Origin of the sequence: Cupriavidus phytorum, from assembly GCF_003254285.1 — a bacterium.
In the GTDB taxonomy this organism is placed as follows: domain Bacteria; phylum Pseudomonadota; class Gammaproteobacteria; order Burkholderiales; family Burkholderiaceae; genus Cupriavidus; species Cupriavidus phytorum.
On sequence record NZ_QKZN01000016.1, the window covers coordinates 21,492 to 47,824 of the forward strand.

Genomic DNA, 26,333 nt, shown 5'->3' on the forward strand with positions numbered 1-26,333 from the left:
AGCCCGCATGGAAACGCTGACCCCTGCCTCCGAGGCCACTCTCGACTTCCCCGGACTGTTGCGCTACTGGCGCGGCAAGCGCGGCTACAGCCAGCTGGCGCTGTCGCTGGCCGCCGGAGTCTCGCAGCGCCACATCTCCTTCCTCGAATCCGGGCGTGCCCGACCCAGCCGCGAGATGGTGCTGGCGCTGGCCGAGCGCCTCGGCGTGCCGCTGCGCCAGCGCAACCGGCTGCTGCTCGCCAGCGGCTTCGCCCCGGCTTACAGCGAACACGCGCTGAACGCGCCGCCGTTGCAAATGGTGCAGCAGGCAATCGCCCTGATCCTGGCCAAGCAGGAGCCGTACCCGGCCGTGGTGCTGGACCGCTTCTGGAACCTGGTCGACGCCAATGCCGCCTACCGGCGCATGTTCGACACCTTGCTCGGCGGCAGACCGCCGGCATCGCTGGCCGACGATCCACACCGGATCAACCTGATGCTGACGGTGTTCGATCCGGACGGCCTGTGGCCGGTGATCGAGAATGCGCGGCAGGTGGGCCGTTACCTGTTGCGGCGCGTCTGGCAGGAGCTGCAGGTGCAGGCGCACGACCAGACCGCGCGCACGCTGTTCGCGCGCATCGCGGACTGGCATCCGGACATGGTCGGCCCCGGCGGCGTGCTGCTGCCCGAGGACGACGGCAGCGACGGGCCGCCGCCGCCGTTGCTGCCGGTGGTGCTGCACGCGGGGGCGTTCCGCGCGTCGCTGTTCTCGACCCTGACCACGCTCGGGATTCCGCAGGACGTCACGCTGCAGGAGCTGCGCATCGAGTGCTTCTTCCCGGCCGACGACGCCACGCGCGTCCTGTTTGAAACGCAGGGCGGGGCGCAGGGGGCGGTGCACGATCGGCCCGTCAGAAGCGGTAGCGCAGGTAGATGACGTGGAAGGTGGTGCCAGGGTTGGGCTCCTTGATGCCGCCATTGGACAGATGCTGGATGCGGTAGCCCGCGGCAAAGTTGCGGTCCTTGCCTAGCATCACGCCAAGGCCGGCGTATTCCGAGAACTGGAACGCGCTGGAGATGACGTGATCGTCGGAGGTGCGCGTGCCGCTCAGCAGCCGCGCGCCCACCGACAGCTCCAGGAACGGCACCCAGGTGTGGCGCCACCATGCGATCCGCACCACCGGCGACGCGCCGAATTCCCACAGATCGTTGGGATTGTTGTTGCTGTCGCTGAGCCAGCGCGCAACATTGACCTCCCATTGCAGGTCGACCTGCCAGCCCTGGGGGTTGCCCCACGCCAGGCCCGAATCCCATAGCATGGCGATCTCCGCCTTTTGCACGTGATGGCTGTCGTCGAAGCCGTAGCCTAGCTGGACCGCAGGCGCCGCGCGTGCGGCTGTGCTCAGGCACCCGGCCAGCGCAAGCAGCGCCGCCATGGCGGCGCGGCGCGGCCGCCGCCACCGCCGCGCGGAGAAGGTTGGAAGGAAGGGGATGCAACTCGCATGGCTGTCTTGTCTGGCTTCTTGGTCGGGTCGGCGCATGGGAAGCACGCTGAAAAGATGCTGCGTTGTTGTCAGGCAAGCCATGGAAAAACCGGCGCTTGCAGCCCCCAGGCGCTGCCTCCTTACCCTATTTGTAGTACATGGGAAGGCACGTTGCCGAGGCCGAACGTGACCGGCACCACGACGCGGACTGCAGCAGGATACGGTCCTGGCGCGCGGCGCGCAGTGACAAAGAACAATCGTGCTAACATGCGCGGGCCGGTGCCGGCCGTCTGGGCGGCCCGGTTACGTTACGTCTTCAGGGCGGGGTGAAAGTCCCCACCGGCGGTATGCCGCGACGCGCAGCGCGTGTCCGGCGAGCCCGCGAGCGCTCGCATTCCCGTGCGAGGTCAGCAGACCTGGTGAGAGGCCAGGGCCGACGGTCATAGTCCGGATGAAAGAAGATGGACGGAGCTTGCCCGCGTGGCCTGGCGCTTGCCTGGCCCGTGGTTTGCCGAGCCTTGCGAGCGCAGGGCGCGGCGGTTCGTGCGCATGCGCTCAGCATGGCGCGCGGGCCTTGCAGTTCCGTTGAACCTTCCCCTGGAACGCCCATTGATGTTGAACCAGGAGCGTTTCATGTCTAGCTTTTCCACCGAAGCCATTGCCCCCGCGGTGTCCGCGGATACCAACCCCAGTGCCACTGTCGATACGATGGCTGGGGCCGACGCGCGCGCGCTGAAGTTGCGCATCGAACAGGCCCTCGAGGCCATGCGCCAGGGCCGGCCCGTAGTGCTGCTCGATGACGACGACCGCGAGAACGAGGCCGACCTGATCCTTGCCGCCGAGCGCCTGACCCAGGCCAACATGGCCATGATGATCCGCGAATGCAGCGGCATCGTGTGCCTGTGCCTGCCGGCGGACAAGGTGCACAGCCTGGGCCTGCGGCCGATGGTCGAGCACAACCGCAGCCAGTACGGCACCGCCTTCACCGTGTCGATCGAGGCCCGTGAGGGCGTCAGCACCGGGGTCAGCGCGGCTGACCGGATCACTACCATCCGCGCGGCGATTGCCGAGGACGCCGGCGCCGATGCCGTGGTCAGCCCCGGCCATGTGTTCCCGCTGGTGGCGCGTGACGGCGGCGTGCTCGAGCGCCGCGGCCATACCGAAGGCTCGGTCGACCTGGCGCGCATGGCGGGGCTGTCTCCCGCCGCGGTGCTGTGCGAGTTGATGAATCCGGATGGCACCATGGCGCGGCGCGCGGAAGCGCTGGCCTTTGCCGGGATGTACCGCTTGCCGGTGCTGACCATCGAGGACCTGGTCGCCTGGCGACGCCTGCACGGCTGACGGCCGCCGCGATGCATGGAGCGGGAGGTGCTTGCGCGCCGCGATGCATGCATCCTGTGCGACAATGCGGATCGCTTTTTCCCGTCTACATGAGGGTAATTCCATGATGTTCCGCATGTTTCGACACGCAGCCGCACTGGCCGGCTGCGTGTTCGGCCTGGCTCTGCCGCAGGCGCACGCCGATGACGGCGCTGTGCCGGCCACTGACGTGGCGCCGGCCTCTGCATCCCGGCCGGCCGCTGCCGCCGGCCTCTACGAATGCCAGGTTCCAGGCTCCGGCACCGTGTTCCGCTCCACACCCAGGGAAGGTTGCCGCCTGGTGGCCGCGCCCGATCCCGGCGCGCCCGACCCGCAGCGCTGGCTGCCGCTGATGGGCGCCAATGGCGTGATTTCTTATTTCGATCAGTCGGCGGTGCGCCGCCAGGGCACGCAGGTCGGCGTGGTGGTGATGCGCAATTCGCCGTCGGGCGTAATCCGCACCGCCAGCGGCGAACCGATCCGTTCCTCGCTCAAGCGCATGGTGCTGAACTGTGCCACGTCGATGTTTGCCGTGGTCGAGCAGACTCTCTACAGCAAGCGCTTTGCGCGCGGCGAATCGCTCTATACCATCCGCGCGCCGCAGTCAGGCACCTTCCAGGTGGCGGGCCCGGGCACCATCGCCGGGGAGCTGCTGCGCAAGCTGTGCCGCTAAGCCAGAAGCCGCGCCACACAGCCTGCTGCCGGCCAGCTTAGTCGCCTACGTGGCGCGATTTCCATTGACCGTTGGACTGCTTGCAGAACCAGCCGCTCCAGTGCTCTTCGGCACTGCCGCGCTTGAGGTCTGACTTCAGGCGCCGGCACGGCTGGCCCTTGTCGGTCTTGCTCTCGACCGGGGTGATGGTGCCGTCGATCTGCTGGCGCCGTCCCGCTGCCGGATAGGTCCATGCCACCGCTTGGCCATCGGCGGTATCGTTCAGCGCGGTACGCACCGACTTGGCCAGCGACGCGCCTTCCTTGTCGTTGAGCGTCCCGATGATGGTGCCGCTCAGGTAGTTGTCGAAGTACGCGTGCGCCGGCGCGGCGCAGAGCAGCACGGCCCCCAGCGCGCCTGCAAGTGCGGCACGCAGGGCGGGGCGGGCGAGGCTGGCAGAGAATGAGGTTTGCCGGGTCAGCATGACGGTTCCTTGTGGCTACATGGTGGCGTTGGAGTGGCATTGTAAGCGCAATGCGGTGCGGGGGACGACGGGTTGCCGCCGTGCCTGGGCCACTGCGGCCACCCGGCCGCGGTTGACACGTGCGTGCCCCTGACCTAGCGTTGATTTCTGTCCCATCGTGCCGCTGCACGACGGGCGTCCATTCCTGCGAGAGGAGGTCCCATGACGCTGCGCTATCTCACAATCGGCCTGGCCGTCGCCTGCGCCTTCGGCACGGTGCACGCCCAGACTGCGGGCAAGGCCGACCAGTTCAGTCCGTACACCGACGGTGCCAAGCAGGACAAGTTCAATACCTACACCGATGGGGCCAGGCAGGACAAGTTCAGCCCTTACACCGACGGCGCAAAAAGCGACAACGTGACCGCGCTGAACCCGGGCGCCAGGCCCGACCAGATGGAGCCGATCCAGGGTGGCGCGCAGAAATCGTTCGACTCGTTCAGCCAGGGCGGCATGAACAGTGGCAAGTTCGATCCCTATTCCGAAGGCGCCAAGAGCGGCAAGTTTGATCCATACAGCGAAGGCGCCAAAAAGTAACAGTGTATTAAACGGGCCGGACGCAGACAGGATGTGTTCGGGCCCGCATCGGTGCGCGACCGGGGCTGCCGATCGAGGCTGACCGTGCCGAGGCTCGCGGCGATGTGACCTCATCGCCCGCAAAGCCATGCGTGGAGCGGCTTTCGGGCTACGTGGCCAACATTTTGTTTCAAACCTTGCGTGATCGAAACGTGACTTTTGCGTCTCGAATTGCTATGGTTTATTGCGCATCGCAACAACCCGGACACGGTGCCCCGCGGGCAACCTGCCCCGCGTCAGGGCCTCGCCACTCGGCGCCGGGCTCATCTCTTGCCGTGTCCTTCATCGTTCAGGCCGCCGATGCCGGCCACTCCGATTCAACCGCTCACCCTGGCATACATGTCACAGATCGCCACGCCACGAATAGCCGTACCGTTTACCTTGCCCGCCGCCGGGCCGGGGGCGCGCCGCCGCGCCGCGCGCGCTGGAGCGCGGATCGCGGCCTGGCTCGGCGGCGGCGCGCTGGCACTGTGTGCGATGGCGGCCCATGCGTTCGACTTCGACACCGTCGCCTCGCGCGCGCGCCAGCTGGCGGCGTCGCCATACAAGGCGCCGGCCCAGAACCTGCCGCGCGAGTTGCGCGAGCTGACCTACGAGCGCTACCGCGAGATCGAATACAAGCCCGAGCGCTTCGCCTGGCGCGGCTCGCGTTCGCCGTTCGAGCTGTCGTTCTTCCACGAGGGCATGGTGTTCGACCAGCCCGTGCGCATCCATGAAGTGGTGGGCAACAGCGTGCGCGAATTCCGCTTCGACCCCTCCGCGTTCAACTACGGCCCGCACAAGGTCGATGCCGCCAAGCTGAAAGGGCTGGGCTACGCCGGCTTCCGCATCCTGTATCCGCTGAACCAGGGCAAGCGCAAGGACGAACTGGCGTCGTTCCTCGGCGCCAGCTACTTCCGTGCGCTCGGCAAGGACCAGTGGTACGGGCTCTCGGCGCGCGGCCTGGCGGTGGATACCGCGCTCAACTCGGGCGAGGAGTTCCCCCGCTTCGTCGAATACTGGATCGAGCGCCCGGGCGCCAATGCCAAGGAAATCACCATCTATGCGCTGATGGATTCGCGCCGCATGAGCGGGGCGTACCGCTTCACCATCAAGCCCGGCGCGGAGACCGCGATGGAGGTCAAGTCGCGGCTCTTCCTGCGCGAGAACGTGACCAAGCTTGGCCTCGCGCCGCTGACCAGCATGTATTTGTTCGGCGAGAACCAGCCGGCGCCGGCGCAGGATTTCCGGCCGGAAGTGCATGACTCGGACGGCCTGTCGATCCACCTCGGCACCGGCGAATGGGTCTGGCGTCCGCTGGTCAATCCCAAGCGGCTGCTGGTGACGTCGTTCGCGGCGACCAATCCGCAAGGCTTCGGGCTGATGCAGCGCGACCGCAGCTTCAACAGCTACCAGGAGATCGGCGCGTGGTATGAGCGCCGGCCCAGCGGCTGGGTGCAGCCGCGCGGCAACTGGGGCTCGGGCCGGGTCGAGCTGGTGCAGATCCCGACGCCGGACGAGACCAACGACAACATCGTCGCGTACTGGGTGCCCGACAACCCGCCCAAGCCGAAGCAGCCCTTCGACTACGAATACCGCCTGCTGTGGCAGAAGGACGGCGAGCAGGAGCCGCCGCTGTCGTGGGTGACCCAGACCCGCCTGGGCCAGGGCCAGACCCGCAGCAAGGAGGACACGAGCTTTTCGCTGGTGGTGGACTTCGAAGGCCCGGCCTTCCGCAGGCTGCCGGCGGACGTTCGCATCGACCCGGTGGTTTCGGCCGATGCCAACGGCGAGCTGCTGAAGACGTCGGTGCAGCGCAATGACGCGACCGGCGGCTGGCGCATGACCATGCTGATGCGCCGCAAGGACGAAACCAAGCCGGTAGAGTTGCGCGGCTATCTTCGCAACGGCAATACAACCCTGTCCGAGACGTGGAGCTACATCTTACCCCCCGCCTAAAGCAGCGACCGGCCCAGGCGGCGGCATGCGAGCGCTATCTCGATCGCCTGCCCGTATCGCCCGAAGTGCGCAGCGAACTGCTGGCCGACAGCGCCGGCATGGCCGCCGCGGCAGCACCCGCCACGCCGCTGGCTTCGGTGACGCCGGTGATCCCGGTCACGGCCGATGGCCGCGACGCGCAGGAGGCGATCACGCGCCTGCAGTCGCGCCTGGCCGGCAAGGAAACGCCGCCGGCGCACGGCAGCAGCGCCTACGCCTCGGTGCAGCGGCGTTTCGCCATGGCCTACGGCAATCCGCAGGTCGGCGGCGCGCCGCTGCTGCGCCGGCGCGAAGACGGCACCGTGAAGGCCGACACCGGCCCCGCGCCCGAGCGCAGCTCGATGGTGCCGCGCCAGTGGCCGCCGCATATCGTCACCGGCTGGCTGCGCAACACGTGGCGCCGCATGCTTGGGCGCCCGCCGGTGCCCGAGACCTGGGACACCCTGCACGATGGCCCCGACGCCGAAGGCAAATGGCATCCCGCCGGCTCGCACCGGCGCTGGGTGCTGCTGGCACTGGTGGCGGTCCAGACCGTGCTGGCCACGTACTTCATGACCAACGTGCTGCCGTACCACGGCGCCGATCCGCTCGAGATTGCCATCCTGGTGCTGTTCGCCATCCTGTTCTCGTGGGTGTCGGCCGGCTTCTGGACCGCGATGATGGGCTTCCTGGTGCTGGCCAAGGGCGGCGACAAGCACCTGATCTCGCGCTCGGCGGTGCCGGACCGGCCCGACGCGCCGATCGCGGCCGAGGCCCGCACCGCGATCATCATGCCGATCTGCAATGAAGACGTGACGCGCGTCTTCGCGGGCTTGCGCGCCACCTATGAATCGCTGTCGCGCACGCCGCACCTGTCCAACTTCGATTTCATCGTGCTGTCGGACAGCGGCAATCCGGACCTGCGCACCGCCGAGCACGATGCCTGGATGGAGCTGTGCCGCGCCGTCGGCGGTTTCGGCCGCATCTTCTATCGCTGGCGCCGCCATCGCGTCAAGCGCAAGACCGGCAACGTGGCCGATTTCTGCCGCCGCTGGGGAAGCAAGTACCGCTATATGGTGGTGCTCGACGCCGACAGCGTGATGAGCGGCGACTGCCTGGCCACGCTGGTGCGGCTGATGGAAGCCAACCCAGGCGCCGGCATCATCCAGACCGCGCCGCTGGCGGTGGGCCGCGAGACGCTGTATGCGCGCGTGCAGCAGTTCGCCACGCGCGTGTACGGACCGCTGTTTACCGCCGGGCTGCACTACTGGCAGCTGGGTGAGTCGCACTATTGGGGCCACAACGCCATCATCCGCGTCAAGCCGTTCATCGAACACTGCGCGCTGGCGCCGCTGCCGGGCCGGGGCCCGCTGTCGGGCGAGATCCTGTCGCACGACTTTGTCGAGGCCGCACTGATGCGCCGCGCCGGCTGGGGCGTTTGGATTGCCTACGACCTGGAGGGCTCGTACGAAGAGCTGCCGCCCAACCTGCTCGACGAGGTCAAGCGCGACCGCCGGTGGTGCCAGGGCAACCTGATGAACTTCCGGCTGTGGCTCAAGCAGGGCTTCCACGTAGTGCATCGCGCGGTGTTCCTGACCGGGATCATGGCGTACCTGTCGGCGCCGCTGTGGCTGCTGTTCCTGCTGCTGTCGACGGCGATGCTGGCCAAGCACGCGCTGGTGCCGCCGGAGTACTTCACGCAGCAATACCAGCTGTTCCCGACCTGGCCCGAGTGGCATCCGGAAAAGGCGCTGGCGCTGTTCTCGGCCACGGCCACGCTGCTGTTCCTGCCCAAGCTCGCCAGCGTGGCGCTGCTGATGAAGCAGGCGCGGCGCTACGGCGGCGCAGTGCAGCTGTTTGCCAGCATGCTGATCGAGGTGCTGCTGTCCGCGCTGCTGGCGCCTACGCGCATGCTGTTCCACACCAAGTTCGTGGTCGCGGCGTACAGCGGCTGGGGCATCTCGTGGAAATCGCCGCCGCGCGAGGACGCCGAGACTACCTGGGGCGAAGCGTTCCGCCGCCACGGCTGGCATACCGCGCTGGGACTGGCGTGGGGCGGGCTGGTGTACTGGCTGAACCCGTCTTATGTGCTGTGGCTGTTGCCGATCGTCGGCTCGCTGGCGCTGTCGATCCCGCTGTCGGTAATGCTGTCGCGGGTCTCGCTGGGCCGCGCTTCGCGCAACGCGGGGCTGTTCATGATCCCGGAGGAAACGCTGGTGCCGCGCGAGATCGTCGAAACCCAGCAGCATGTCGAAAATGCCGCCGAAACGCCCAACTTCGTCGACGCCGTGGTGGATCCGGTCACCAACGCGCTGATGTGCGCCACCGCGACGCCGCGCGTGGTGCAGCCGGAATCGGCCCGCAAGCGCCACGAGAGCCTGGTCGAGCATGCGCTGACGCACGGGCCGCGCGCGCTCACGCCGGCGCAGAAGCACGTGCTGCTGGGCAACCCGTTCGCGCTGGCGCGCCTGCATGAACTGGTGTGGGGCTCGCCGCTGGCCGACGCCGGCTGGAAGGACACGCGCATGCTGGTGCGGCGCGCCGCCAACGTGGTGCCGCTGCGCCCGCGCGCGGCATGAAGCGAGTTGCCAGAAACTTGAACGGCCCGCATCAGCGGGCCGTTTTTTTTTGCTTGCGGCAGGTTGCTGTCAGCGCAGCGCTGCGCTGCAGATCGGGCCGTTGATATAGACGTCGCCGATGCGGCGCTCGCCGCGGTCCTTGCGGGTCATGTAGCGGAACAACATGCTGACGCCCAGCTTGGTCAGGATTTCGACATCGCGGTTGGCGCAGATATTGCGCTGCAGCGGCGCGGCGTAGTTGACCTCGAAGCTGGCCAGGTCCAGCATCGGCCCACGGTAGTTGGTCAGTTCCAGCTGGAACAATACGTGTTTGCCTGGAACCGACTGGCAACGGCGCAGGCGGGTCTCGCCGTCGATCTCGATCGGCAGGGCATCGTTGAGCTGGCGGCAGGCGCGCGCCAGCACGTTGTCGGGGCGGGTGGCGTTGCGCAGCAGTTCGGGCACGCCGGCGGCGCCGGTGTTCTGCCCGGTGGCCGCGCCCTTGAGCATGCGCGCCACGGGATCGGCTTCGTCGGTCGCGGGCACCAGCAGCGGGACGCTGGCATTGCGCAACTGCGCCGGCGCCGCCTGGGCCGTCTGGGGCAGCGGCAGCAGCAGCACGACCACGAAAGCGGCGGTGCCTAGCGAAGCGGAAAGCGGCGTTTGTCGTATTCTCATGCAGGCTAATGTTGCGGGGACCTGTACTGTCGTCCCTCTCTGCGAGGCCGACGGCGAGTCTTACGCCGACAGGCTGGCATTGTACCCTCCACCCCGGCGCGCATGAAAGTCGCGCCCCGTCAGCGTCGTCGCATTGCGGTCATGCGATGACCGTGAACACCCTGGCCTGTCACAACAATTCCTCAATCCTGTCAGGCTAGCCAGCTTTTGCCGGACCTGGCTTCGGCAATGAAAATCCGGCAGGCCGGTTTTTCGCACCAACTGCCGCATGCCAGCGTCACCGTGTCGGCGGCTCCATTGGTTATGTTGTGCAACAATTGCGTCTTTCCCCGGGGCTGCCCGTGCCGCACGGCCGCGCACGGCAGCGCCATCGCCCTCGGATACTGTCCTCCATGCCTCATTCCCCAAGCGCCGCGTCGACGCCGCGTTTCCCTGCCTGGCTGCTGATCTGCGGTTCGCTGATGGCGATTGCGCCGCTGTCGATCGACATGTACCTGCCGAGTTTCCCGACGCTGGCGGGCGACCTGGGCGTCGACATCGGCCAGGTCCAGCTGACGCTGGGCACCTTCCTGGTCGGGCTGGCGGTCGGACAGGCCTTCTATGGTCCCTTCAGCGACCGCTTCGGGCGCAAGCCGCCGCTCTATGTCGGGCTATGTCTTTACGTCATCGCCGCGGTGGGCTGCGCGCTGGCGCGCAACGTGGAATCGCTGATGCTTTGGCGCTTCCTGCAGGCGCTCGGGGGCTGCGCCGGCATGGTGATGGCCCGGGCGGTGATCCGCGACCGGCTCGAGGCGCATGAATCGGCGCGGGCGTTTTCCTCGCTGATGCTGGTGATGGGGGTGGCGCCGATCCTGGCGCCGATCATCGGCGGCGCGGTGCTGACCGTATCGGGCTGGCGCGCCATCTTCTGGGTGCTGGCGGGGGCCGGCCTGCTGATCCTGCTGCTGGTCCACCTGCGCATGGAGGAATCGCTGGACCGCGGCCATGTAGCGCCGCTGCGGCTCGGCACCGTCGCCCGCAGCTACGCGGAACTGCTGCGCGACCGCGAGTTCCTGGGGTATTCGCTGTCGGCCGGCTTCGGCTCGGCCGGCATGTTTGCGTATATCTCGGGCTCGCCCTTTGTGCTGATCGAACTGCACGGCATCGCGCCGTCGCACTATGGCTTTGTGTTCGGCGCCAATGCGCTCGGGCTGATCACGATGTCGCAGCTCAATGGCCGGCTGGTGCGCGGGCGTTCGCTCGACCAGGTGCTGGGGGCCACGCTGCTGGCGGCGCTGGGCGCGGGGCTGGTGCTGGCGCTGGCCGCGGCGGCGGGGATGGCGGAGCTGCCGGTACTGCTGGGCGGGTTCTTCGTGTTTATCGGCGCGCTGGGCTGCGTCTCGCCGAATGCCTCGGCGCTGGCGCTCGCACACCAGGGGCATCGCGCCGGCACGGCTTCGGCGCTGATGGGCACGTTGCAGTTTTCGCTCGGCACGCTCGGCGGCGCCGCGGTCAGCGTGTGGCGCGACGGCAGCGCGCTGCCGCTGGGCGTGGTGATGGCCGCGTGCGGCGCCGGTGCGGTGCTGATGCGCCATTACGGGCGCTCGGGCGCACGCGCGCGCCCGGGCACCCGCTGAATCCGCCGCCGCGCCGGCTCAGGCGGCTTGCTGCGCCGCGGCTTGCTCCGCGGCGGCGTGCGGCACCCCGGCCTGTTGCACCACCACCATGTGCGCCGGCATCGGCGCGGCGTAGCCGGCTTGGCCGAAGCACTCGCGGATGACGCGGTTGGTGTCGAAATAGACTTGCCAGTAATGGTCGTTATGGCAATAGGGCCGCACCGCCAGCACCGGGCCGACCAGCGTGAACTCGAGGATCTCTACGTCGACCGGGGGCTCGGCCAGCACGTTGGGGATCTCGGCGATGCGGGTCTTCAGCAGCGCCACCGCCTCGGCCACGTCGGTGCTGCCCGCCAGCTGCGCTTTCAGTTCCACGCGCCGGAACGCATTGGCGGTGAAGTTCTGGATGGTGTCGCTGAAGATCTTGTTGTTGCCGATCACGGTCTGGACATTGTCCGGCGTGTCCAGCGTGGTGGCGAACAGGCCGATTTCGCGCACCGTTCCGGTTACGCCGCCGATGGTGACGAAGTCGCCCACCTTGAACGGCCGCAGTACCACCAGGAAGGCGCCGGCGGCGAAGTTTGCCATCAGCCCCGACCAGGCCATGCCGATGGCCACGCCGGCCGCAGCGATCAGCGCGGCAAAGGTGGTGGTCTGGATGCCGAAGTAGCCAAGGATGCCGATCACCAGCACCACGTTCAGCGTCACGGTGACGATGGAGCCGACATAGCGCAACAGCGTCGGATCGACCTTCTGCTTGCCGAGCGCGTTTTGAACCAGGCGCACGACAAAGTGGATCAGCCAGCGGCCAATGACCCAGAAGGCGAGGGCCGCCAGGATCTTGACGCCGAATTCGGTGGCGTAGGAGACCACCAGGGTCTTGAGGTTGTCGAAGGTAGAGGCGTCCATCGGCGTATTCCTTTCGTGTTGGTGTAACCGGCCAGCCGCCGGCCCAACATCCCCCAAACCAGCCGGCTGCGGCGTGCGAGCCCCTGCGCGTTGCGCGCAATTCCTGGGCACGGCAATTATTGAGAGGCCGTGCGCGGAAGTGCAAGCAAATAATTGTTAAGACAAGACGCTTTGCACGGCTCGTCCCTTGATATCGGAAAGGCGCTGGCGGGTATTACCAGTTGGTTTCGCGCTCGGGGGTCGCGGAAATCCGGTGCAGCGTCAGGTCAGCGCCGTTGAACTCGCCCTCGGCGTCGAGGCGGATGCCCACCAGCCGCTTCAGCGTGCCATAGACCAGCGTGCCGCCGGCCAGCGCTACCACGATGCCAAGCAAGGTGCCGAGCAACTGCGCGCCGAGCGACACCCCGCCAAGTCCCCCCAGCGCCTTCGCGCCAAAGATGCCCGCAGCGATGCCGCCCCAGGCGCCGCACAGCCCGTGCAGCGGCCACACGCCCAGCACATCGTCGATATGCCATTTGTTTTGCGCCAGCGTGAACATATAGACGAACAGCGCGCCGGCCACGGCGCCGGTGACCAGCGCGCCGAGCGGATGCATCAGGTCCGAGCCGGCGCAGACCGCCACCAGGCCGGCCAGCGGCCCGTTGTAGACGAAGCCCGGATCGTTGCGTCCGGCCAGCCAGGCGGCCAGCGTGCCGCCGGCCATTGCCATCAGCGAATTGATCGCCACCAGGCCGCTGATCTTGTCGACGGTCTGCGCGCTCATCACGTTGAAGCCGAACCAGCCCACCGCCAGAATCCAGGCGCCCAGCGCCAGGAACGGGATGTTCGAGGGCGGATGCGCGCTGATGCGGCCATCCTTCTGGTAGCGCCCGCGGCGCGCGCCCAGCAGCAGCACCGCCGGCAGCGCGATCCAGCCGCCCAGCGCATGCACTACCACCGAACCGGCAAAGTCGTGGAAAGGGGCGCCGGCCACGCGCGCGATCCAGTCCTGCACGCCGTAGCGCTGGTTCCATACCATGCCTTCGAAAAACGGGTAGACAAAGCCCACCAGCACGAAGGTGGCGACCAGTTGCGGATTGAAACGCGAGCGTTCGGCAATACCGCCGGAGATAATCGCCGGAATTGCCGCGGCAAAGGTCGCCAGGAAAAAGAACTTGACCAGCTCATAACCGTTCTTCTGGGCCAGGGTTTCGGCGCCGGAAAAGAACTGCACCCCATAGGCAAGGGTGTAGCCGATAAAGAAATAGGCGATGGTGGAAACCGCGAAATCCACCAGGATCTTTACCAGTGCATTGACCTGGTTCTTCTTGCGCACCGTGCCCAGTTCGAGGAACGCAAAGCCGGCGTGCATGGCCAGCACCATGATGGCGCCCAGCAAGATAAACAGCGCGTCGGTGCCGGTCTTCCAGTTGTCCATAGTGATCTCATGCTCAAAATGGGCGCACCAGTATGCAAAAAGCGTTCCACAGACGGCCGCATCCTGGTGCCGTTTGCACCGAGCCGGGTAAAAAAGCCGCACCGGCATGCCGCACGCGGGATCGTTCCCCGCGGGCGGTGTTGTCCGGACGTTGCCGGCGGCGGGCGCCCCTGCGCCAGAATGGAGCCGGCAAGGTGCGTCCTGGCGATCCGTTATGGTGCGTCGCCCCATTTCGGGGAATCTGTCCTATGCTGTTTAGCTTTGAGGGCACGATTGCGGGCGTCCGGTCCCGGCGCGGGTCCGGCCTGGCAAAAACCGGCGCCTGGCAAGTGCGAACAGCAGTGGAAATTGCCCGCTAACCGGCCTCAAGCAAGGATTTGCGGGTTTTTTTGTCGCATTGGTGCCACTGGGGATTGCTCAACGCGCGAAGGGCAGATTAGACTGCGCCGATCGATGGCCTGCCGCGAGGCACGCACATCGGTGACGACGACCAACAAGGGAAATCAGCCATGAATAAAGGTGAACTGGTATCGGCCATCGCCGCGGAAGCAGAATTGAGCAATGCCGCCGCCGAGCGTGCGCTCAACGCAGCGCTGGACAGTATCAAGAAGGCAGTGGCAAAGGGCGATTCTGTAACGCTGGTGGGTTTTGGCAGCTTCAGCGCCGGCAAGCGCGCTGCCCGTACCGGCCGCAATCCGCGCACCGGCGAAACCATCAAGATTCCGGCCGCCAAGACGGTCAAGTTCTCGGCAGGCCAGGGTTTCAAGGACGCCGTGAACAAGAAAAAGTAAGCAGTTTGCGTCCATAGCGAAAGAAGCGGCCTGGCAGGCCGCTTTTTTTTGTGCCGGACGCGCCCGCCGGGCCCGATGCGCCGGCAGGCCGGTTGCCGGCGCCGCGCCATGCCAGCCGGCAACGGCGCGGCGATCCGGGTTAAACTGCCGGCGCCCGCAGCCGGCAATCCCGCCCCCGCAATCTTCGTATCCCGCATCATGAATGACCTGTCCCACCAGCTTTCCATGACCGTGCTGATGACGCCGGACATGGCCAACTTCTCCGGCAACGTCCACGGCGGCACCATCCTCAAGTACCTGGACATGGTGGCGTATGCCTGCGCCAGCCGCTATGCCGGCCGCTACGTGGTCACGCTTTCGGTGGACCAGGTGGTGTTCCGCCAGCCCATCCACGTGGGCGAGCTGGTGACCTTCCTGGCATCGGTCAACTACACCGGCCGCAGCTCGATGGAGATCGGCATCAAGGTGGTGACCGAGAACATCCGCAGCAAGCTGGTGCGCCATACCAACAGCTGCTATTTCACCATGGTGGCGGTGGACGACAACGGCACCCCCGCCGAGGTGCCGCCGCTGGAGCCGCGCGACGAAGTCGAGCGCCAGCGCTTTGCCGCCGCGCAGCAGCGCCGCGCGCTGCGCCAGGAAATGGAAAAGCGTCACGGCGACATCAAGTCGTCGGTGAACTGAGTGCCGATGCACGATACAGCCATGAAGTCCTGCCACCCACTCGTTCGCCTCCTGCTCGCCGCCGCCTGCGCCGGCGCCGCCGCGGGGGCCAGTGCCGAGGAAATCGGCAGCGTCAGCACCAATTTCCGCATGACCGGCTCCGACAAGGTCGTGATCGAAGCCTATGACGACCCGCAGGTGGACGGCGTCACCTGCTACGTGTCGCGCGCCCGCACCGGTGGCATCAAGGGCCAGCTCGGCATGGCGGAAGACCCGCCCGAGGCCTCGATCGCTTGCCGGCAGGTGGGTCCGATCGGCTTCAAGGCGCCGATCAAGCAGCAGGACAATGTGTTCTCGGAGCGCATGTCGATCCTGTTCAAGGCGCTGCACGTGGTGCGCGCGGTCGACCGCAAGCGCAATACGCTGGTCTACCTGACGTATTCGGACCGCATTGTCAGCGGCAGCCCGCAGAACAGCGTGACCGCCGTGCCGGTGCCGGCCGGCACGGTGATTCCGGTGAAGTAAGCGCACCGGCCAGGGCCCGTCATCAGCGGGCCAGCGCCGCGGTCTCCGCCTGGCAATCGCGCGATGGCCGCGCTCCGGCTGCGCGTGCGGCAGCCACTTCACTGCGTGCCCGTTCCAGGTCGGCGCGGAAGGTAGGATCGGCATGCAGCCGCGCCACCGTGGCCGCCGCCATGGTGCGGCCCGCATTGACATCGCTCTGCCAGTGCACGTTGCACACCACGCGGCTTTGCCCGAAGGCCTGGCCGCGCGCCAGCAGTTCATTGGCGCGCGCCGGCTCGATCTCGGTCAGGATCAGCGCCCAGGCCCAGCCGATGGCGCTGTGGCCGGACGGGTAGGAGCCATCCTTCTCCAGCTTGGCGGCTTCGGCCTGCGTGCACATCGGGGTCTTGGTGGCCACGAACGGGCGGGTGCGCTTGTAATGGTCCTTGGCCTTGTACGTGGACAGGCCGGCATCGACCAGGCTGCGGCGCAGCAGCATGTTCAGGTAAGGCGTGTCTTTTTCACCGACGGGCACGCCCAGCGCGCAGGAGAAGGTGCTGGCGGCCTGCGGGAACGTCAGCACCGCATCGTCGGACGCCAGTTGCCAGCGGGGCGAACCGCGCAGCGGACCGGCCTGGCGCGCGGCGTCCTCGTCCAGCGCCAGCGCGGCCGAACCCTGCGCCGGCGGCGCGGGCAGCAGCTTCAGGCTGTCGGGACGCGCATCGGCGGCGAGGTAGCCGGCCGGCACGCCGGGACGCAGCTCAGGCACTGTGGCCAGGTTGGTGCCACCGGCGGCGCAGCCGGCCAGCAGCGCGGCGAGCGCCGCCGCGCCAGGCATGCGCATGGGGTGGGAGAGGGGGGAATCCGGCTTGGCTTGGCCCGTCAATTTGTTTTCCTGGTGAGGGATCGGATCGATGCGTTTGGACCGCACTGGCTTAAGCGGCGTCGAACAGCTTGCGCAGGTTCGATTTCATGATCTTGCCATTGGCATTGCGCGGCAGCATCTCGTGGTAAATCAGGATACGCACCGGCACCTTGAACGCTGCGAGCCGCTCGCGCACGAAATCCTGCAGCTCGGCTTCGCTCGCCTGCATGCCAGGCTTCAGGCTGACCACGGCGGCCGGCTCCTCGCCCAGGGTCCGGTGCGGCAGCCCGACCACGGACGCATCCATCACCGCGGCATGCTCGTACAGCGCGCTTTCCACTTCGATGCAGTAAATGTTCTCGCCGCCGCGGATCAGCATGTCCTTCATCCGGTCGACGATGTAGACGTAGCCCTCGTCATCCAGCCGGGCAATGTCGCCGGTGCGTAGCCAGCCATCGACAAAGGTCTGGGCGGTGGCCTCGGGCTTGTTCCAGTAGCCGCGCACGACATTGGCGCCGCGCGCCATCAGCTCGCCGGTTTCACCGGGCGGCAGCGCCTGGCCGCGGCCGTCGACCACCTTCATCTCGCCGATCGGCAGCGCCGGGCCGCTGCTGTCCGGGCGCATCACGTACTCTTCGGCGCTGTGGCTGGTAAAGGTGGACGAGGTTTCGGTCATGCCCCAGCCTATGCCCGGCGCGGCCATGGGGAAGACCTCGCGGATACGCCGGACCAGCTCGGGCGAGGCGGGCGCGCCGCCGTAGTTGATGTTCTCCAGCGACGACAGGTCGAAGCGGCCGCGTTCGGGATGCTCCAGGATCTGCCAGGCGATGGTCGGCACGCCGCCGGCCGCGGTGCAGCGCTCGCGTTCGATCAGTTCCATGCCGCGCAGCGCGTCCCAGCGGTGCAGCAGCACGATCTTGCCGCCGGTGGCGATGGCGCCGTTGAGCACCGCCATGCAGCCAGTGACGTGGAAGAATGGCACCGCCAGCAGCATCGATTTCTGCGGCGCGGCCGGATCCGGTGCCGGGATCGGCTCGCCCCGGCGCAGCATGTTGCGCAGCGGGCTGAAGCCGCCTGCCACCGCGACCGAGGTGGAGTTGCGGTGCGTGCCGAGCGCGCCCTTCGGCTTGCCTGTGGTGCCGGAGGTGTAGAAGATGGTGGCGTCGTCGTCGGGGTCGATGTCGACCACAGGCGGTGCCTGCTCCGGCAGCGCCGCCCAGCTCGCCGAAGGGCCGATCACGCTTTCCAGCGCCGTCACGCGCGGGTCGGCCGGTGCGGTGCCCGCGCGCGAGACGTAGATGCGTTCCAGCGCCGGGCAGCCCGGCAGGTGTTCGAGGATGCGGTCGAGCCGCTCGGCATCGACGATGGCGATGCGGCTGCCGGAATCGGCCAGGCCATATTCCAGCTCCTGGCCGGTCCACCACGCATTGAGCGGAGTCACGATGGCGCCGGTCAGCAGCGCGCCGTAGAACGCCACCGGCCATTCGGGCAGGTTGCGCATCGCCAGGGCGACGCGGTCGCCCTTGCGCACGCCGTCGCGCACCAGCGCGTGGGCCATGGCGATGGCGGCGCGCACAAACGCATCGTAGGATACGCGCTCGTCCTCGTACACCACGAAGGTGCGATCGGCAAACGCGCGCGTGGCCAGCAGCAGCTCGCGCAGTGTGGGCGGCGCGTTCTTCCAGACCGTGGTGGGGATGCCGCGGATCTCTCGCGTCTCGGTTTCGAACGGCGCGCCCGGCGCGGTCAGGCGGGCGTGGGCCTCGGCCAGCGACATGACCGGCCAGGTGCCGGCCGACTGCGGATTGCTCAACATGGACTGCCTCCCGGAACTGCACTGCAGGTTGAGGGAAATGCAGGAAGGCGGCCGGCGCCATCAGCGCCGGCCGCCTGCAACGCTTGCGGTTAAGGCTCAGATGGTTACGCCGCCGTCCACCACCATGGCCTGGCCGGTCATGAAGGTGCTGGCCGCGGAGGCCAGGAACACGGCCGCGCCGGCGATCTCGATGGGCTCGCCGATGCGGCGCAGCGGGGCGCCCTGGGTGGACTGCTTGTAGCGCTCGGGATCTTCCCACAGCGCGCGCGCGAAGTCGGTCTTGATCAGCCCCGGCGCGATGCAGTTCACGCGCACATTGTGCGGCCCGAACTCGACCGCGAGGTTGCGCGCCAGCTGGAAGTCGGCGGCCTTGGAAATGTTGTAGACGCCGATGGTGGGCGAGCCGCGCAGGCCGCCGATCGACGACACGATGATGATCGAGCCATCCTTGCGGTCGATCATCTGCGGCGCCACCATCTGGATCAGCCAGTGGTTGGAGATGACGTTGTTGTCCAGCACCTTGCGGAACTGGTCGTCCGAGACGCCGCTCATCGGCCCGTAGTAGGGGTTGGACGCGGCATTGCAGACCAGCACGTCGATCTTGCCGAAGGCGCGGTTGGTCTCGTCGACCAGGCGCTGCAGGTCGTCCTTCGAAGAGATGTTGGCCGGGACCGCGATCGCGGTGCCGTCGCCATGGCGGGCGTTGATCGCATCCACCACTTCCTGGCAGGCCTCGGCCTTGCGCGAGGAAATCACGACCTTGGCGCCCTGTACGGCCATCTGCTCGGCAATGGCGCGGCCGATGCCGCGCGAAGAGCCCGTGACGATGGCAACCTTGCCCGTCAGATCGAACAATGACATGGAGTCTCCTGTATGGCTGTGCCGGCGTCAGCGATGCTGGCCGGCTTGTGCTGGCGGCGGGGTGCCGCGCTGTGGTCCTGCGGACGCGCCCGCAGGCGGCATCGCCGGGACATTATGTGGCGCGGCCATGGCCGCGTCCACAGCGCCGGGTGGCGGTTACAGGCCTTATCAGCATTCTTTCTGCGGGCAATGCGCGCGGTGCATGGCGCCGATGCTGCAGTGCGCAGCCGCTGCCAGTCAGCTGCAATTCAGCCGCCGGCGGATGCCGTCGCAGGCGCCAGCAAGCCAGGCAGAGCAGCCATCAGGCCCTGGCGCAGCGCGTCGTCCAGCACGATGCCGAAGCGTTGCGACAGGGCCTGCACCACGGCGTCGGCCTGCTGCAGGTGCGTGCGGCGCACGCTGCCGTCCGGGGCGCGCTCGGCCAGTTCGCCATTGGCCAGCGTCACGCGCGTGCCGCCATCGGTGCGCGCGGCCATCAGGCGCTGCAGGAAGACGCTGTCCGGGTGCGTCGAGACATACCAGTTGCGTGCCTCGAAATCGATCGGCGCCTGCGGCGTCAGGTCGAACCGGTAGACCGGGATCCAGCCCGCATCGCCGCGTGCCTGCAGGTCGTAGCTGTGGAACGCGCTGGTGCCGGCTTGCGCCGGCGAGGGCGCAAGCCGGTAGGGAAAGCCATCGTCGGTTGGTTCGGACAGCGGCATCGCACGGAACGGCGTGGGGCCGCCGAAGCCGACATCGACCAGATAGCTGCGGTGCGCCACTTCGACGCGCAGCAGCATGTGCGAGGTCATGGTCGGCACGTCGTCCGGCACGCCCCAGCGCACGCGCGCGGCCAGCGGCGTGACCTCGTAGCCCAGCGCACGCAGCCCGGCGCTGAGCAGCGTATTGAGTTCAAAGCAGTAGCCGCCGCGCCGGCGCGTGACCAGCTTGTCGAATACGGCGTCGAGGTCGATGCGCACCGGGCGGCGCAGCAGCGGGTCGACGTTCTCGAACGGAATGCTGGCCAGGTGCGCGGCCAGCACCGCGTCCAGCGCCTGCAGCGTCGGCGAGGGTGGCGCGGCGATGCCGAGGCGCGCCAGCCAGGCGTCGAGTTGGGCGGCGTCCAGGATAGTCATGGTGTATGGGGCTCCGATACGGTGCGGTCAGTTGAGCGTTTCCAGCGCGGGCAGGTCGAGCAGTTCGATGCCGCCATATCGAAGACGCAGCAGGCCGTGCGCCTCCAGCTCGCGCAGCGCGTGGTTCACGGTCTGGCGCGACAGACCCAGCATCTGCGCCAGCTGCTCTTGCGCAATGCGCACGCGCCGCGTGGCACTGCCGTCCGGCAGGTTGCCGTAGCCATGCGCGATCGCGGCCAGCCGGCGCGCGACGCGTGCCGGCGGCGGCAGCAGCTGCGCTTCCTCGACGTAGTGGAAGGCCTCGCGGGTCTTGGCCGCCAGCAGTTGCCCGAACGCCTGCCACCATGCCGGCTGCTGCGCGAGGCGCTGCGCCAGGGCGGTGCGCGGCACATGCCACAGCGTGGCGGCGCTGGCCGCACGCGCGTCATGGGTGCGCGGCAGGCCGTCGAACAGGCAGATCTCGCCGAACCAGGTGCCGGGTTCGAGCAGGCCCAGCACCGCGGCCTTGCCCGATTCGCCGCTGGCGTGGATCTGCATGGTGCCGCTGGCGACACAATACAGGCCATCGAAGCGGTCGCCGCGCGCAAACAGGGTTTCGCCGGCGACCAGCCGGCGCAGGCTGCCGTCTTCCAGCAGCGCCTGCCGCAGCGCCGGCGGCAACTGGCTGAACCATGCGCCCGCGCGCACGGCGGCGAGCGGGTCGCTGCATGGCAACATCGGGCTGGACATTGTTTCTGGGGGCTGCATCTTGGGGTCTTATGGGGAGAGCAGAGCGGGGTGTGGCGGGCGCGCCAGCCGCATGCCGGTCTCCCTGTCCGGGCACCTGGCGGAATGTCAAAAACCTGACAGACCGGCCGGTGCGCGCCCACTACTATAAATCCACCTCGCGCCCGCCGCGCGCGCACCATAGCGCAGTCCAGGAGACGCCCCGTGAAAACCCTGATCGAACATCTCGCCAACTACGCCGCCTACCATCGCGATCCGCGCAATGTCTTCACGCATTTCATCGGCATCCCGATGATCGTGCTGGCCGTGACCACGCTGCTGGCGCGGCCGGCGCTGGCATTGGGCGATGGCAGCGCCGTGCTGACGCCGGCGATGCTGCTGTATATCCTGTCGTGCCTGTTCTACCTGCGCCTGTCGCTGAGCTTCGGCGTGGCCATGGCGCTGATCCTCGCGGTGTTCCTCTACGCTGGCGCGCATATCGCGGCAATGCCGACGAGCTGGTGGCTCGCGCTCAGCGTCGGGCTGTTCGTGGTGGGATGGGTGATCCAGTTCATCGGCCACTATTACGAGGGGCGCAAGCCCGCCTTCGTCGACGACCTGGTCGGGCTGCTGATCGGCCCGCTGTTCCTGGTTGCCGAAACGGCCTTTGCAATGGGCCTGGCGCGCGATACGCGCGACGCCATGGCCGCCCGCGCGCACTGATCAGGGCTGCCCCGCCGGCAGCTGCAGACGAGCCGCCAGACCGCCCAGCTGGCCTGATGCCAGCGCCAGGCTGCCGTCATACAGGGCGGCGATTTCCGTGACGATGGCCAGGCCCAGGCCGCTGCCGGCAGCGGCCTCGTCGAGCCGGCCAAAGCGCGCGGTCGCCAGCGCCTGCGCCTCGGGCGGCATGCCCGCGCCATCGTCCTCGACCAGGATTTCCAGCACGCCAGCGTCCTCGCGCAGCGTGACGCGCACGCGGGTACGCGCCCACTGGCAGGCGTTGTCGAGCAGGTTGCCCAGCATCTCCACCAGGTCCTGACGGTCGCCGGCGAAATGCCCGCCACCGTCGACCGTCAGCTCCAGGGCCCGTTCACGATGCAGCCGCGCCAGCGCGCGCGCCAGCTCGCGCACCGCGGGTGCTGCGTCGATGCGCTTGCCGCGGGCTGCGGCCGCGCCGGCGGCACGGGCGCGCGCGAGGTGCCGGTCCACCTGGCGCCGCATCGCTTCGACCTGGCCCGAAACGGACTGCGCCGCGGTGCCCGGCAGCGCCGCGGCCTCGTTGGCCAGCACCGCCAGCGGGGTCTTGACCGCATGGGCCAGGTCGGCGGCCTGGCGGCGCGAGCGCTCCAGCGCCTGCGCGTTGCGGGCCAGCAGGGCATTGATTTCCGTCACCAGCGGTTCGACCTCGGCGGGCCAGGCGCCGCCCAGGCTTGCCTCGCGCCGCGCCTGCATGGTGCCGAGCGCGCGCCGCAACCGTGCCAGTGGCGCCAGGCCGAAGCGCACCTGCGCCGCTACCGCGAGCATCAGCCCCAGTCCCAGCGCCGTCAGTGACCACGCCAGCGTCTGGTTGAAGCTGCGGCGCGCGGCGCGAAGTTCGGTGCGGTCCAGCGCCACCGAGATTTCCACCGGGGTATCGGCCGACGCCAGCACCAGTTGCCGCGACACCACCAGCAGCGACTGCCGGTTCGGGCCGGAGCGCACCTCGGCGACTCCATCGGATGCATTCGACGTACCGGACGCATCGAAAAGACGGCGCAGCCCCGTCGCCGGCATCTCCGTATCCCACAGCGAGCGCGAGCGCAGCAGCGCACCGGGGGCCCGCGCCTGCCAGTAGGCGCCGGAATAGGGCAGTTCGTAGCGGGGATCGGCGGGACTGCGGTGGAGGACCAGCTTGCCCTCGGCATCCCAGTCCAGGGCCGCGGCCAGGCTGGCGAGCTGGTGCTCGAGCTGGCGCACATAGGTCTGGTTGACGTGGCGCTCGAACAGCGCCGACAGCAGCCAGCCGCCAATCCCCAGCGCCGCGGCGAGCCAGATCGCCGCCACCGCCAGCAGGCGCAGCGCAAGCGAGCGACGCAGGCGCACCGGCATCTAGGATCGAGCCTGCGACGGCGGGCGCAGCCGATAGCCCTGGCCGCGCACGGTTTCGATGACATCGACGCCGAGCTTGCGCCGCAGGCGGCCGACAAAGACCTCGATGGTATTGCTGTCGCGGTCGAAGTCCTGCGCGTAGATGTGTTCGGTCAGCGCGGTCTTGCTGACGATCGCGCCGGGGTGGTGCATCAGGTAGTCCAGCACGCGGAATTCATGGGCGGTCAGCACCACCGGCGCGCCGTCCACGCTGACCGTGCCCGCGCGGGGATTCATCCGCACCGGGCCGCACTGCAGCTCCGGCGCGGACATGCCGTGCGCGCGCCGGATCAGCGCCCGGATGCGCGCCAGCAGCTCTTCCATGCGGAAGGGCTTGGCCAGGTAGTCGTCGGCGCCGGCATCGATGCCTTCGACCTTCTCGGTCCAGCTGTCGCGCGCGGTCAGGATCAGTACCGGCGCGTTGACCTGCGCGGCGCGCCAGCGGCGCAGCACCGAGAGTCCGTCCAGCCGCGGCAGGCCGAGGTCGAGGATGACCGCGTCGTAGGGTTCCTCGGCGCCCAGGTGCCAGGCGTCCAGGCCATCGGCGGCCGTGTCGACGGCATAGCCGGCGTCGGCCAGGCTGGCACGGACCTGCGCGGCAAGGGCGGTTTCATCTTCGACCAGCAGGATGCGCATGGTTGTCTTTGCCGGGTCAGGGTTTGCGGCGCGCGCCTTCCAGCCCGCGCCCCTTGGCCTTGAGCAGGGCGGCGGTGCGCGCATCGTACTCGAGCTTGGCCACCGAGCCGCCGGGCAGCAGCAGCTTGACCTCGTACTGCCAGATGCCGTCGTCGTGATCGAGTTCGACGCCGATGACGTCGCCGGCGTACTGGCGCGAGACGGTCTCGAGGATGCGCGACAACGGCAGGATTTCGCCGGACTGCACCGCGGCGCGCGCGCGATCGGCATCCTTGTCGGCGTGCGCGGCGGGGACCGCCGCCAGTGCCAGCAACGCGGCGGCCACCAGCGCGCGCGGGCGCAGAAGGGCCTGGAAACAAGGGGTCATGGCTCGGAGTTTGCATCAAAACAGCTGAATGCGGGCTGAACGGAACGCTCGATGCGAGCGCGAACGGTAGCGTTCGCAGGCGCGCGCAGCGTTGCGCGCGAGGCCTGGCGGCGCGGCCGCGCACGCCAAAACGGGGGGACGTAGGCCGTTTTCGCGCTTGCACTGAGGCAAAGCCGCGACAAAACCCGGGGTTTTCACCGGGTTTTGCGTGTCGCATGCATGAAAACCCCTTGACTTACGGCACTTTCCGCTATGATTCAGTGGGCGTCGATCAGGCGATTGCGCAACGCTCAGAAGCAATGCATAACACCTGCCGGCATCTATCTGTTCAACCTACGAATATCGATATGGCGACCAAAGCGAAACCGACCGCGAAGACTGCAACCAAGCCCGCCGCCAAGAAGGCTGCGGCAACCAAGGCACCCGTGAAGGCTGCCGCCAAGAAGGCCACGCCGGCCAAGAAGGCCGCTCCCGCCGCTGCGCCCGTTGCGCGCCCGCTGAAGGACACCTTCAACAAGTCGAGCCTGGTCGCTCACCTGGTAGCCCAGACGGAACTGGAAGCCAAGACCGTGAAGACGGTGCTGGCCCACCTGGAAAACACCATCGTCGGCGCGCTGAACAAGAAGGGCGCTGGCGAGTTCACGCTGCCCGGCCTGCTGAAGGTCACGGCGCAGCAAGTGCCGGCCAAGAAGAAGCGCTTCGGCAAGGACCCGTTCACCGGTGAAGAGCGCTGGTTCCCGGCCAAGCCGGCCAGCGTCAAGGTCAAGGTCCGTCCGCTGAAGAAGCTGAAGGACGCCGCAGCCTGATCTGCGCCAGTTGTCCAGAAAGAAAAGGAGCCGCTTGCCGGCTCCTTTTTTTATGGCCGCCGGCACCAATCCGGCAGCGTTTAATCCAGGTCAAGTCGGTGGCCATGTCGGCCACCTAGAATCGACTACGTCATGGGTGCGGGGGCGCTCCCCATGACAGAGCTTCCGGAGTCTTCCTGAAGCTTCCGCCCGCGGCCGCAACGGCCGCGGGTTTTTTATTGGGCGGCTGCCCGACAGTGCGGCGGGTCAGGCCACCAATTGCTTGGCGTAGGTGGCGCGCGCCATCTCGCACACTTCCACTGACACCTGCACGTTCTGGCCGCTGCCGCCACCCGAGCGCACGGCTTCGGCAATCACATCGCAGACCGCCTGCGCCAGCGCCTGGCGCACGGCGGTATCGCGCCCGTCCAGAATCGACAGGCGCGCATGGACAAAGGCCCGCTCGACGGCATCGATGCCCTGGCGGTAGGTCGACAGCGTGATGCAGCGCGACTTGATATCCGCCTCCTGGAACTGGCCGGAAGCCAGCAGGGCGGCATTGGCCTCATCCAGCAGTTCTTCCTGCGAGCAGTTCAGGCGGGTGTTTTCGGTCAGTTCGATGACGAGGTGAGGCATGGCGGGTCCTGGCACAAAGCTCCGGCATGGGCCGGCGACAGCGAGCATGATACGGGATCGCTGCGACAGGTATGCGCCAGAGCGCGGAAGCCGGGCCGTTGATATGGGTCCATTCCGGAACGCCGCACGCAAAACGGGGCGCCCGTGGGCGCCCCGTCGGGGACTGCATGGCAGCGTCGGCTCAGGCGTGGACGGCCGTCACTTCGCGCGCCGGTGCCAGCGCGCTGCCGAAGCGGGCAGGGTTGTCCCGTGCCAGTTGCTGCAGTTGCGCCAGCTTGGCCTTGAGGCCGGCATCGAGCTTGGGCGCCGGCATGACCGTCGACGGACAGGCGACGCCCAGGATATCCAGCGCCTGCTGGAAATTTTCCAGGGTCAGGCCCACGGCCGGGTCGACCGTGACCAGATGCTCGCGCAGCGCCTCGGGCATCGACTCGGCCGCGGCGCAGGACAGGATCACATAATGGACCGGGCGTGCGCCCGCGGCGAAAAACGCTTCGATCTCGGCGGCGTGGCCGCCTGCGACCGGCGGCGTCATGGCTTCGACCTGCAGGTCCAGCTGTTGCAGGATGGCGGCGGGGGTGCCCCGGCGCCAGGCGTCGGATACCACCACACGGGCGCCAGCCACGCCGAACAGCCTGCGCACGAACCCAAGCGCGACCGGGTCGAAGAACCTCACATCGCGCGGCGTGCCCGAATCCGGAATGCCGCCGAGGCGGGCGCGGGAGCGGTCGGAGTACAGGACGCCGGGTACGTCCAGCATGATGAGTCGTTCAGCCATG

General features: G+C 68.0%; 27 protein-coding genes and 1 riboswitch. Of the genes, 12 read left to right on the forward strand and 15 right to left on the reverse strand.

Annotation, left to right across the window (positions count from 1 at the left end; all coding sequences use genetic code 11):
• The first annotated feature begins 7 nt into the window (after positions 1-7).
• Positions 8-913 carry a helix-turn-helix domain-containing protein gene (locus tag C7416_RS26105; RefSeq protein ID WP_111521565.1) on the forward strand — a complete coding sequence of 302 codons (906 nt, stop codon included), beginning with the start codon at positions 8-10 and terminating at the stop codon, positions 911-913.
• Here the strand turns inward: C7416_RS26105 and C7416_RS26110 are convergent.
• Positions 888-1,412 carry an acyloxyacyl hydrolase gene (locus C7416_RS26110; protein WP_111521566.1) on the reverse strand — a complete coding sequence of 175 codons (525 nt, stop codon included), beginning with the start codon at positions 1,410-1,412 and terminating at the stop codon, positions 888-890. The two genes, C7416_RS26105 and C7416_RS26110, sit on opposite strands and share 26 nt — an antisense overlap.
• Before the next feature lie 356 nt (positions 1,413-1,768).
• Positions 1,769-1,927: riboswitch (FMN riboswitch) on the forward strand.
• Positions 1,928-2,093: 166 nt separating this feature from the next.
• Between C7416_RS26110 and ribB the strand changes: the two genes are divergently transcribed.
• Both ribB and C7416_RS26120 read left to right on the forward strand, forming a co-directional pair.
• Positions 2,094-2,801, forward strand: a complete 708-nt coding sequence (gene ribB / locus C7416_RS26115) for a 3,4-dihydroxy-2-butanone-4-phosphate synthase (protein WP_146604306.1) — start codon at positions 2,094-2,096, stop codon at positions 2,799-2,801.
• Between the two features lie 103 nt (positions 2,802-2,904).
• Entirely contained in the window at positions 2,905-3,492 is a 588-nt protein-coding gene (locus C7416_RS26120) for a surface-adhesin E family protein (RefSeq protein ID WP_111521568.1), read from the forward strand.
• 37 nt (positions 3,493-3,529) lie between these two features.
• Here C7416_RS26120 and C7416_RS26125 read toward each other — a convergent pair whose 3' ends face one another.
• The gene (locus tag C7416_RS26125; RefSeq protein ID WP_111521569.1) at positions 3,530-3,955 is read right to left on the reverse strand and encodes an RT0821/Lpp0805 family surface protein; all 426 of its coding nucleotides are present in this window, start codon (positions 3,953-3,955) and stop codon (positions 3,530-3,532) included.
• Between the two features lie 201 nt (positions 3,956-4,156).
• Here C7416_RS26125 and C7416_RS26130 point away from each other — a divergent pair, with 201 nt between their 5' ends.
• From C7416_RS26130 to mdoH, 3 genes are all read left to right on the forward strand, one after another.
• Positions 4,157-4,528, forward strand: coding sequence for a hypothetical protein (locus tag C7416_RS26130; protein ID WP_111521570.1), 372 nt, complete (start codon positions 4,157-4,159; stop codon positions 4,526-4,528).
• Positions 4,529-4,906: 378 nt separating this feature from the next.
• A complete protein-coding gene (locus C7416_RS26135) occupies positions 4,907-6,505 on the forward strand; it encodes a glucan biosynthesis protein G (RefSeq protein ID WP_111521571.1) in 1,599 nt (532 codons plus the stop codon).
• The gene (mdoH, locus tag C7416_RS26140; protein ID WP_111521572.1) at positions 6,478-9,102 is read left to right on the forward strand and encodes a glucans biosynthesis glucosyltransferase MdoH; all 2,625 of its coding nucleotides are present in this window, start codon (positions 6,478-6,480) and stop codon (positions 9,100-9,102) included. The genes C7416_RS26135 and mdoH overlap by 28 nt, the downstream gene beginning before the upstream one ends.
• Before the next feature lie 69 nt (positions 9,103-9,171).
• Here mdoH and C7416_RS26145 read toward each other — a convergent pair whose 3' ends face one another.
• Entirely contained in the window at positions 9,172-9,759 is a 588-nt protein-coding gene (locus C7416_RS26145) for a hypothetical protein (RefSeq protein ID WP_111521573.1), read from the reverse strand.
• Positions 9,760-10,151: 392 nt separating this feature from the next.
• Here C7416_RS26145 and C7416_RS26150 point away from each other — a divergent pair, with 392 nt between their 5' ends.
• Entirely contained in the window at positions 10,152-11,375 is a 1,224-nt protein-coding gene (locus C7416_RS26150; RefSeq protein ID WP_111521574.1) for a Bcr/CflA family multidrug efflux MFS transporter, read from the forward strand.
• Between the two features lie 18 nt (positions 11,376-11,393).
• Here C7416_RS26150 and C7416_RS26155 read toward each other — a convergent pair whose 3' ends face one another.
• Both C7416_RS26155 and C7416_RS26160 read right to left on the reverse strand, forming a co-directional pair.
• Complete coding sequence (locus tag C7416_RS26155; protein ID WP_062803164.1) at positions 11,394-12,263, reverse strand: mechanosensitive ion channel family protein; 870 nt, start codon at positions 12,261-12,263, stop codon at positions 11,394-11,396.
• A 214-nt stretch (positions 12,264-12,477) separates the two neighbouring features.
• Positions 12,478-13,680, reverse strand: a complete 1,203-nt coding sequence (locus tag C7416_RS26160; protein WP_111521575.1) for an ammonium transporter — start codon at positions 13,678-13,680, stop codon at positions 12,478-12,480.
• 509 nt (positions 13,681-14,189) lie between these two features.
• Here C7416_RS26160 and C7416_RS26165 point away from each other — a divergent pair.
• The 3 genes from C7416_RS26165 to C7416_RS26175 all read left to right on the forward strand — a co-directional run bounded on the left by C7416_RS26165 (position 14,190) and on the right by C7416_RS26175 (position 15,659).
• Positions 14,190-14,471, forward strand: a complete 282-nt coding sequence (locus C7416_RS26165) for an HU family DNA-binding protein (RefSeq protein ID WP_010814166.1) — start codon at positions 14,190-14,192, stop codon at positions 14,469-14,471.
• 198 nt (positions 14,472-14,669) lie between these two features.
• Complete coding sequence (locus tag C7416_RS26170) at positions 14,670-15,155, forward strand: acyl-CoA thioesterase (RefSeq protein ID WP_012355963.1); 486 nt, start codon at positions 14,670-14,672, stop codon at positions 15,153-15,155.
• Positions 15,156-15,176: 21 nt separating this feature from the next.
• Entirely contained in the window at positions 15,177-15,659 is a 483-nt protein-coding gene (locus C7416_RS26175; RefSeq protein WP_111521576.1) for a CreA family protein, read from the forward strand.
• Positions 15,660-15,681: 22 nt separating this feature from the next.
• Here the strand turns inward: C7416_RS26175 and C7416_RS26180 are convergent, their stop codons facing one another.
• The 5 genes from C7416_RS26180 to C7416_RS26200 all read right to left on the reverse strand — a co-directional run bounded on the left by C7416_RS26180 (position 15,682) and on the right by C7416_RS26200 (position 21,024).
• The gene (locus C7416_RS26180) at positions 15,682-16,524 is read right to left on the reverse strand and encodes an acid phosphatase (protein WP_373425110.1); all 843 of its coding nucleotides are present in this window, start codon (positions 16,522-16,524) and stop codon (positions 15,682-15,684) included.
• A 49-nt stretch (positions 16,525-16,573) separates the two neighbouring features.
• Positions 16,574-18,319, reverse strand: a complete 1,746-nt coding sequence (locus C7416_RS26185; protein WP_111521578.1) for a class I adenylate-forming enzyme family protein — start codon at positions 18,317-18,319, stop codon at positions 16,574-16,576.
• Between the two features lie 96 nt (positions 18,320-18,415).
• Complete coding sequence (locus tag C7416_RS26190; RefSeq protein ID WP_111521579.1) at positions 18,416-19,180, reverse strand: SDR family oxidoreductase; 765 nt, start codon at positions 19,178-19,180, stop codon at positions 18,416-18,418.
• A gap of 248 nt (positions 19,181-19,428) precedes the next feature.
• Entirely contained in the window at positions 19,429-20,295 is an 867-nt protein-coding gene (locus C7416_RS26195; RefSeq protein ID WP_111521580.1) for an arylamine N-acetyltransferase family protein, read from the reverse strand.
• 27 nt (positions 20,296-20,322) lie between these two features.
• A complete protein-coding gene (locus tag C7416_RS26200) occupies positions 20,323-21,024 on the reverse strand; it encodes a Crp/Fnr family transcriptional regulator (protein WP_373425111.1) in 702 nt (233 codons plus the stop codon).
• Between the two features lie 201 nt (positions 21,025-21,225).
• Between C7416_RS26200 and C7416_RS26205 the strand changes: the two genes are divergently transcribed.
• The gene (locus tag C7416_RS26205) at positions 21,226-21,723 is read left to right on the forward strand and encodes an Mpo1 family 2-hydroxy fatty acid dioxygenase (RefSeq protein ID WP_111521582.1); all 498 of its coding nucleotides are present in this window, start codon (positions 21,226-21,228) and stop codon (positions 21,721-21,723) included.
• Here the strand turns inward: C7416_RS26205 and C7416_RS26210 are convergent, their stop codons facing one another.
• Genes C7416_RS26210 through C7416_RS26220 form a run of 3 tightly spaced genes read right to left on the reverse strand, consistent with a single transcriptional unit; the run spans position 21,724 to position 24,133 of the window.
• The gene (locus C7416_RS26210) at positions 21,724-23,091 is read right to left on the reverse strand and encodes a sensor histidine kinase (RefSeq protein ID WP_111521583.1); all 1,368 of its coding nucleotides are present in this window, start codon (positions 23,089-23,091) and stop codon (positions 21,724-21,726) included.
• Positions 23,092-23,766 carry a response regulator transcription factor gene (locus tag C7416_RS26215; protein WP_111521584.1) on the reverse strand — a complete coding sequence of 225 codons (675 nt, stop codon included), beginning with the start codon at positions 23,764-23,766 and terminating at the stop codon, positions 23,092-23,094.
• A 16-nt stretch (positions 23,767-23,782) separates the two neighbouring features.
• Positions 23,783-24,133, reverse strand: coding sequence for a PepSY domain-containing protein (locus tag C7416_RS26220; protein ID WP_111521585.1), 351 nt, complete (start codon positions 24,131-24,133; stop codon positions 23,783-23,785).
• 347 nt (positions 24,134-24,480) lie between these two features.
• Here C7416_RS26220 and C7416_RS26225 point away from each other — a divergent pair, with 347 nt between their 5' ends.
• Positions 24,481-24,939 (forward strand): HU family DNA-binding protein, encoded by a 459-nt coding sequence (locus tag C7416_RS26225; protein WP_026163989.1) that lies wholly within the window; start codon positions 24,481-24,483, stop codon positions 24,937-24,939.
• A gap of 246 nt (positions 24,940-25,185) precedes the next feature.
• On the opposite strand, the gene C7416_RS26230 is transcribed toward C7416_RS26225, so the two are convergent.
• A complete protein-coding gene (locus tag C7416_RS26230; protein WP_111521586.1) occupies positions 25,186-25,554 on the reverse strand; it encodes a 5-carboxymethyl-2-hydroxymuconate Delta-isomerase in 369 nt (122 codons plus the stop codon).
• A gap of 181 nt (positions 25,555-25,735) precedes the next feature.
• Positions 25,736-26,332, reverse strand: coding sequence for an HAD domain-containing protein (locus C7416_RS26235; RefSeq protein WP_111521587.1), 597 nt, complete (start codon positions 26,330-26,332; stop codon positions 25,736-25,738).
• Position 26,333: the final 1 nt, after the last annotated feature.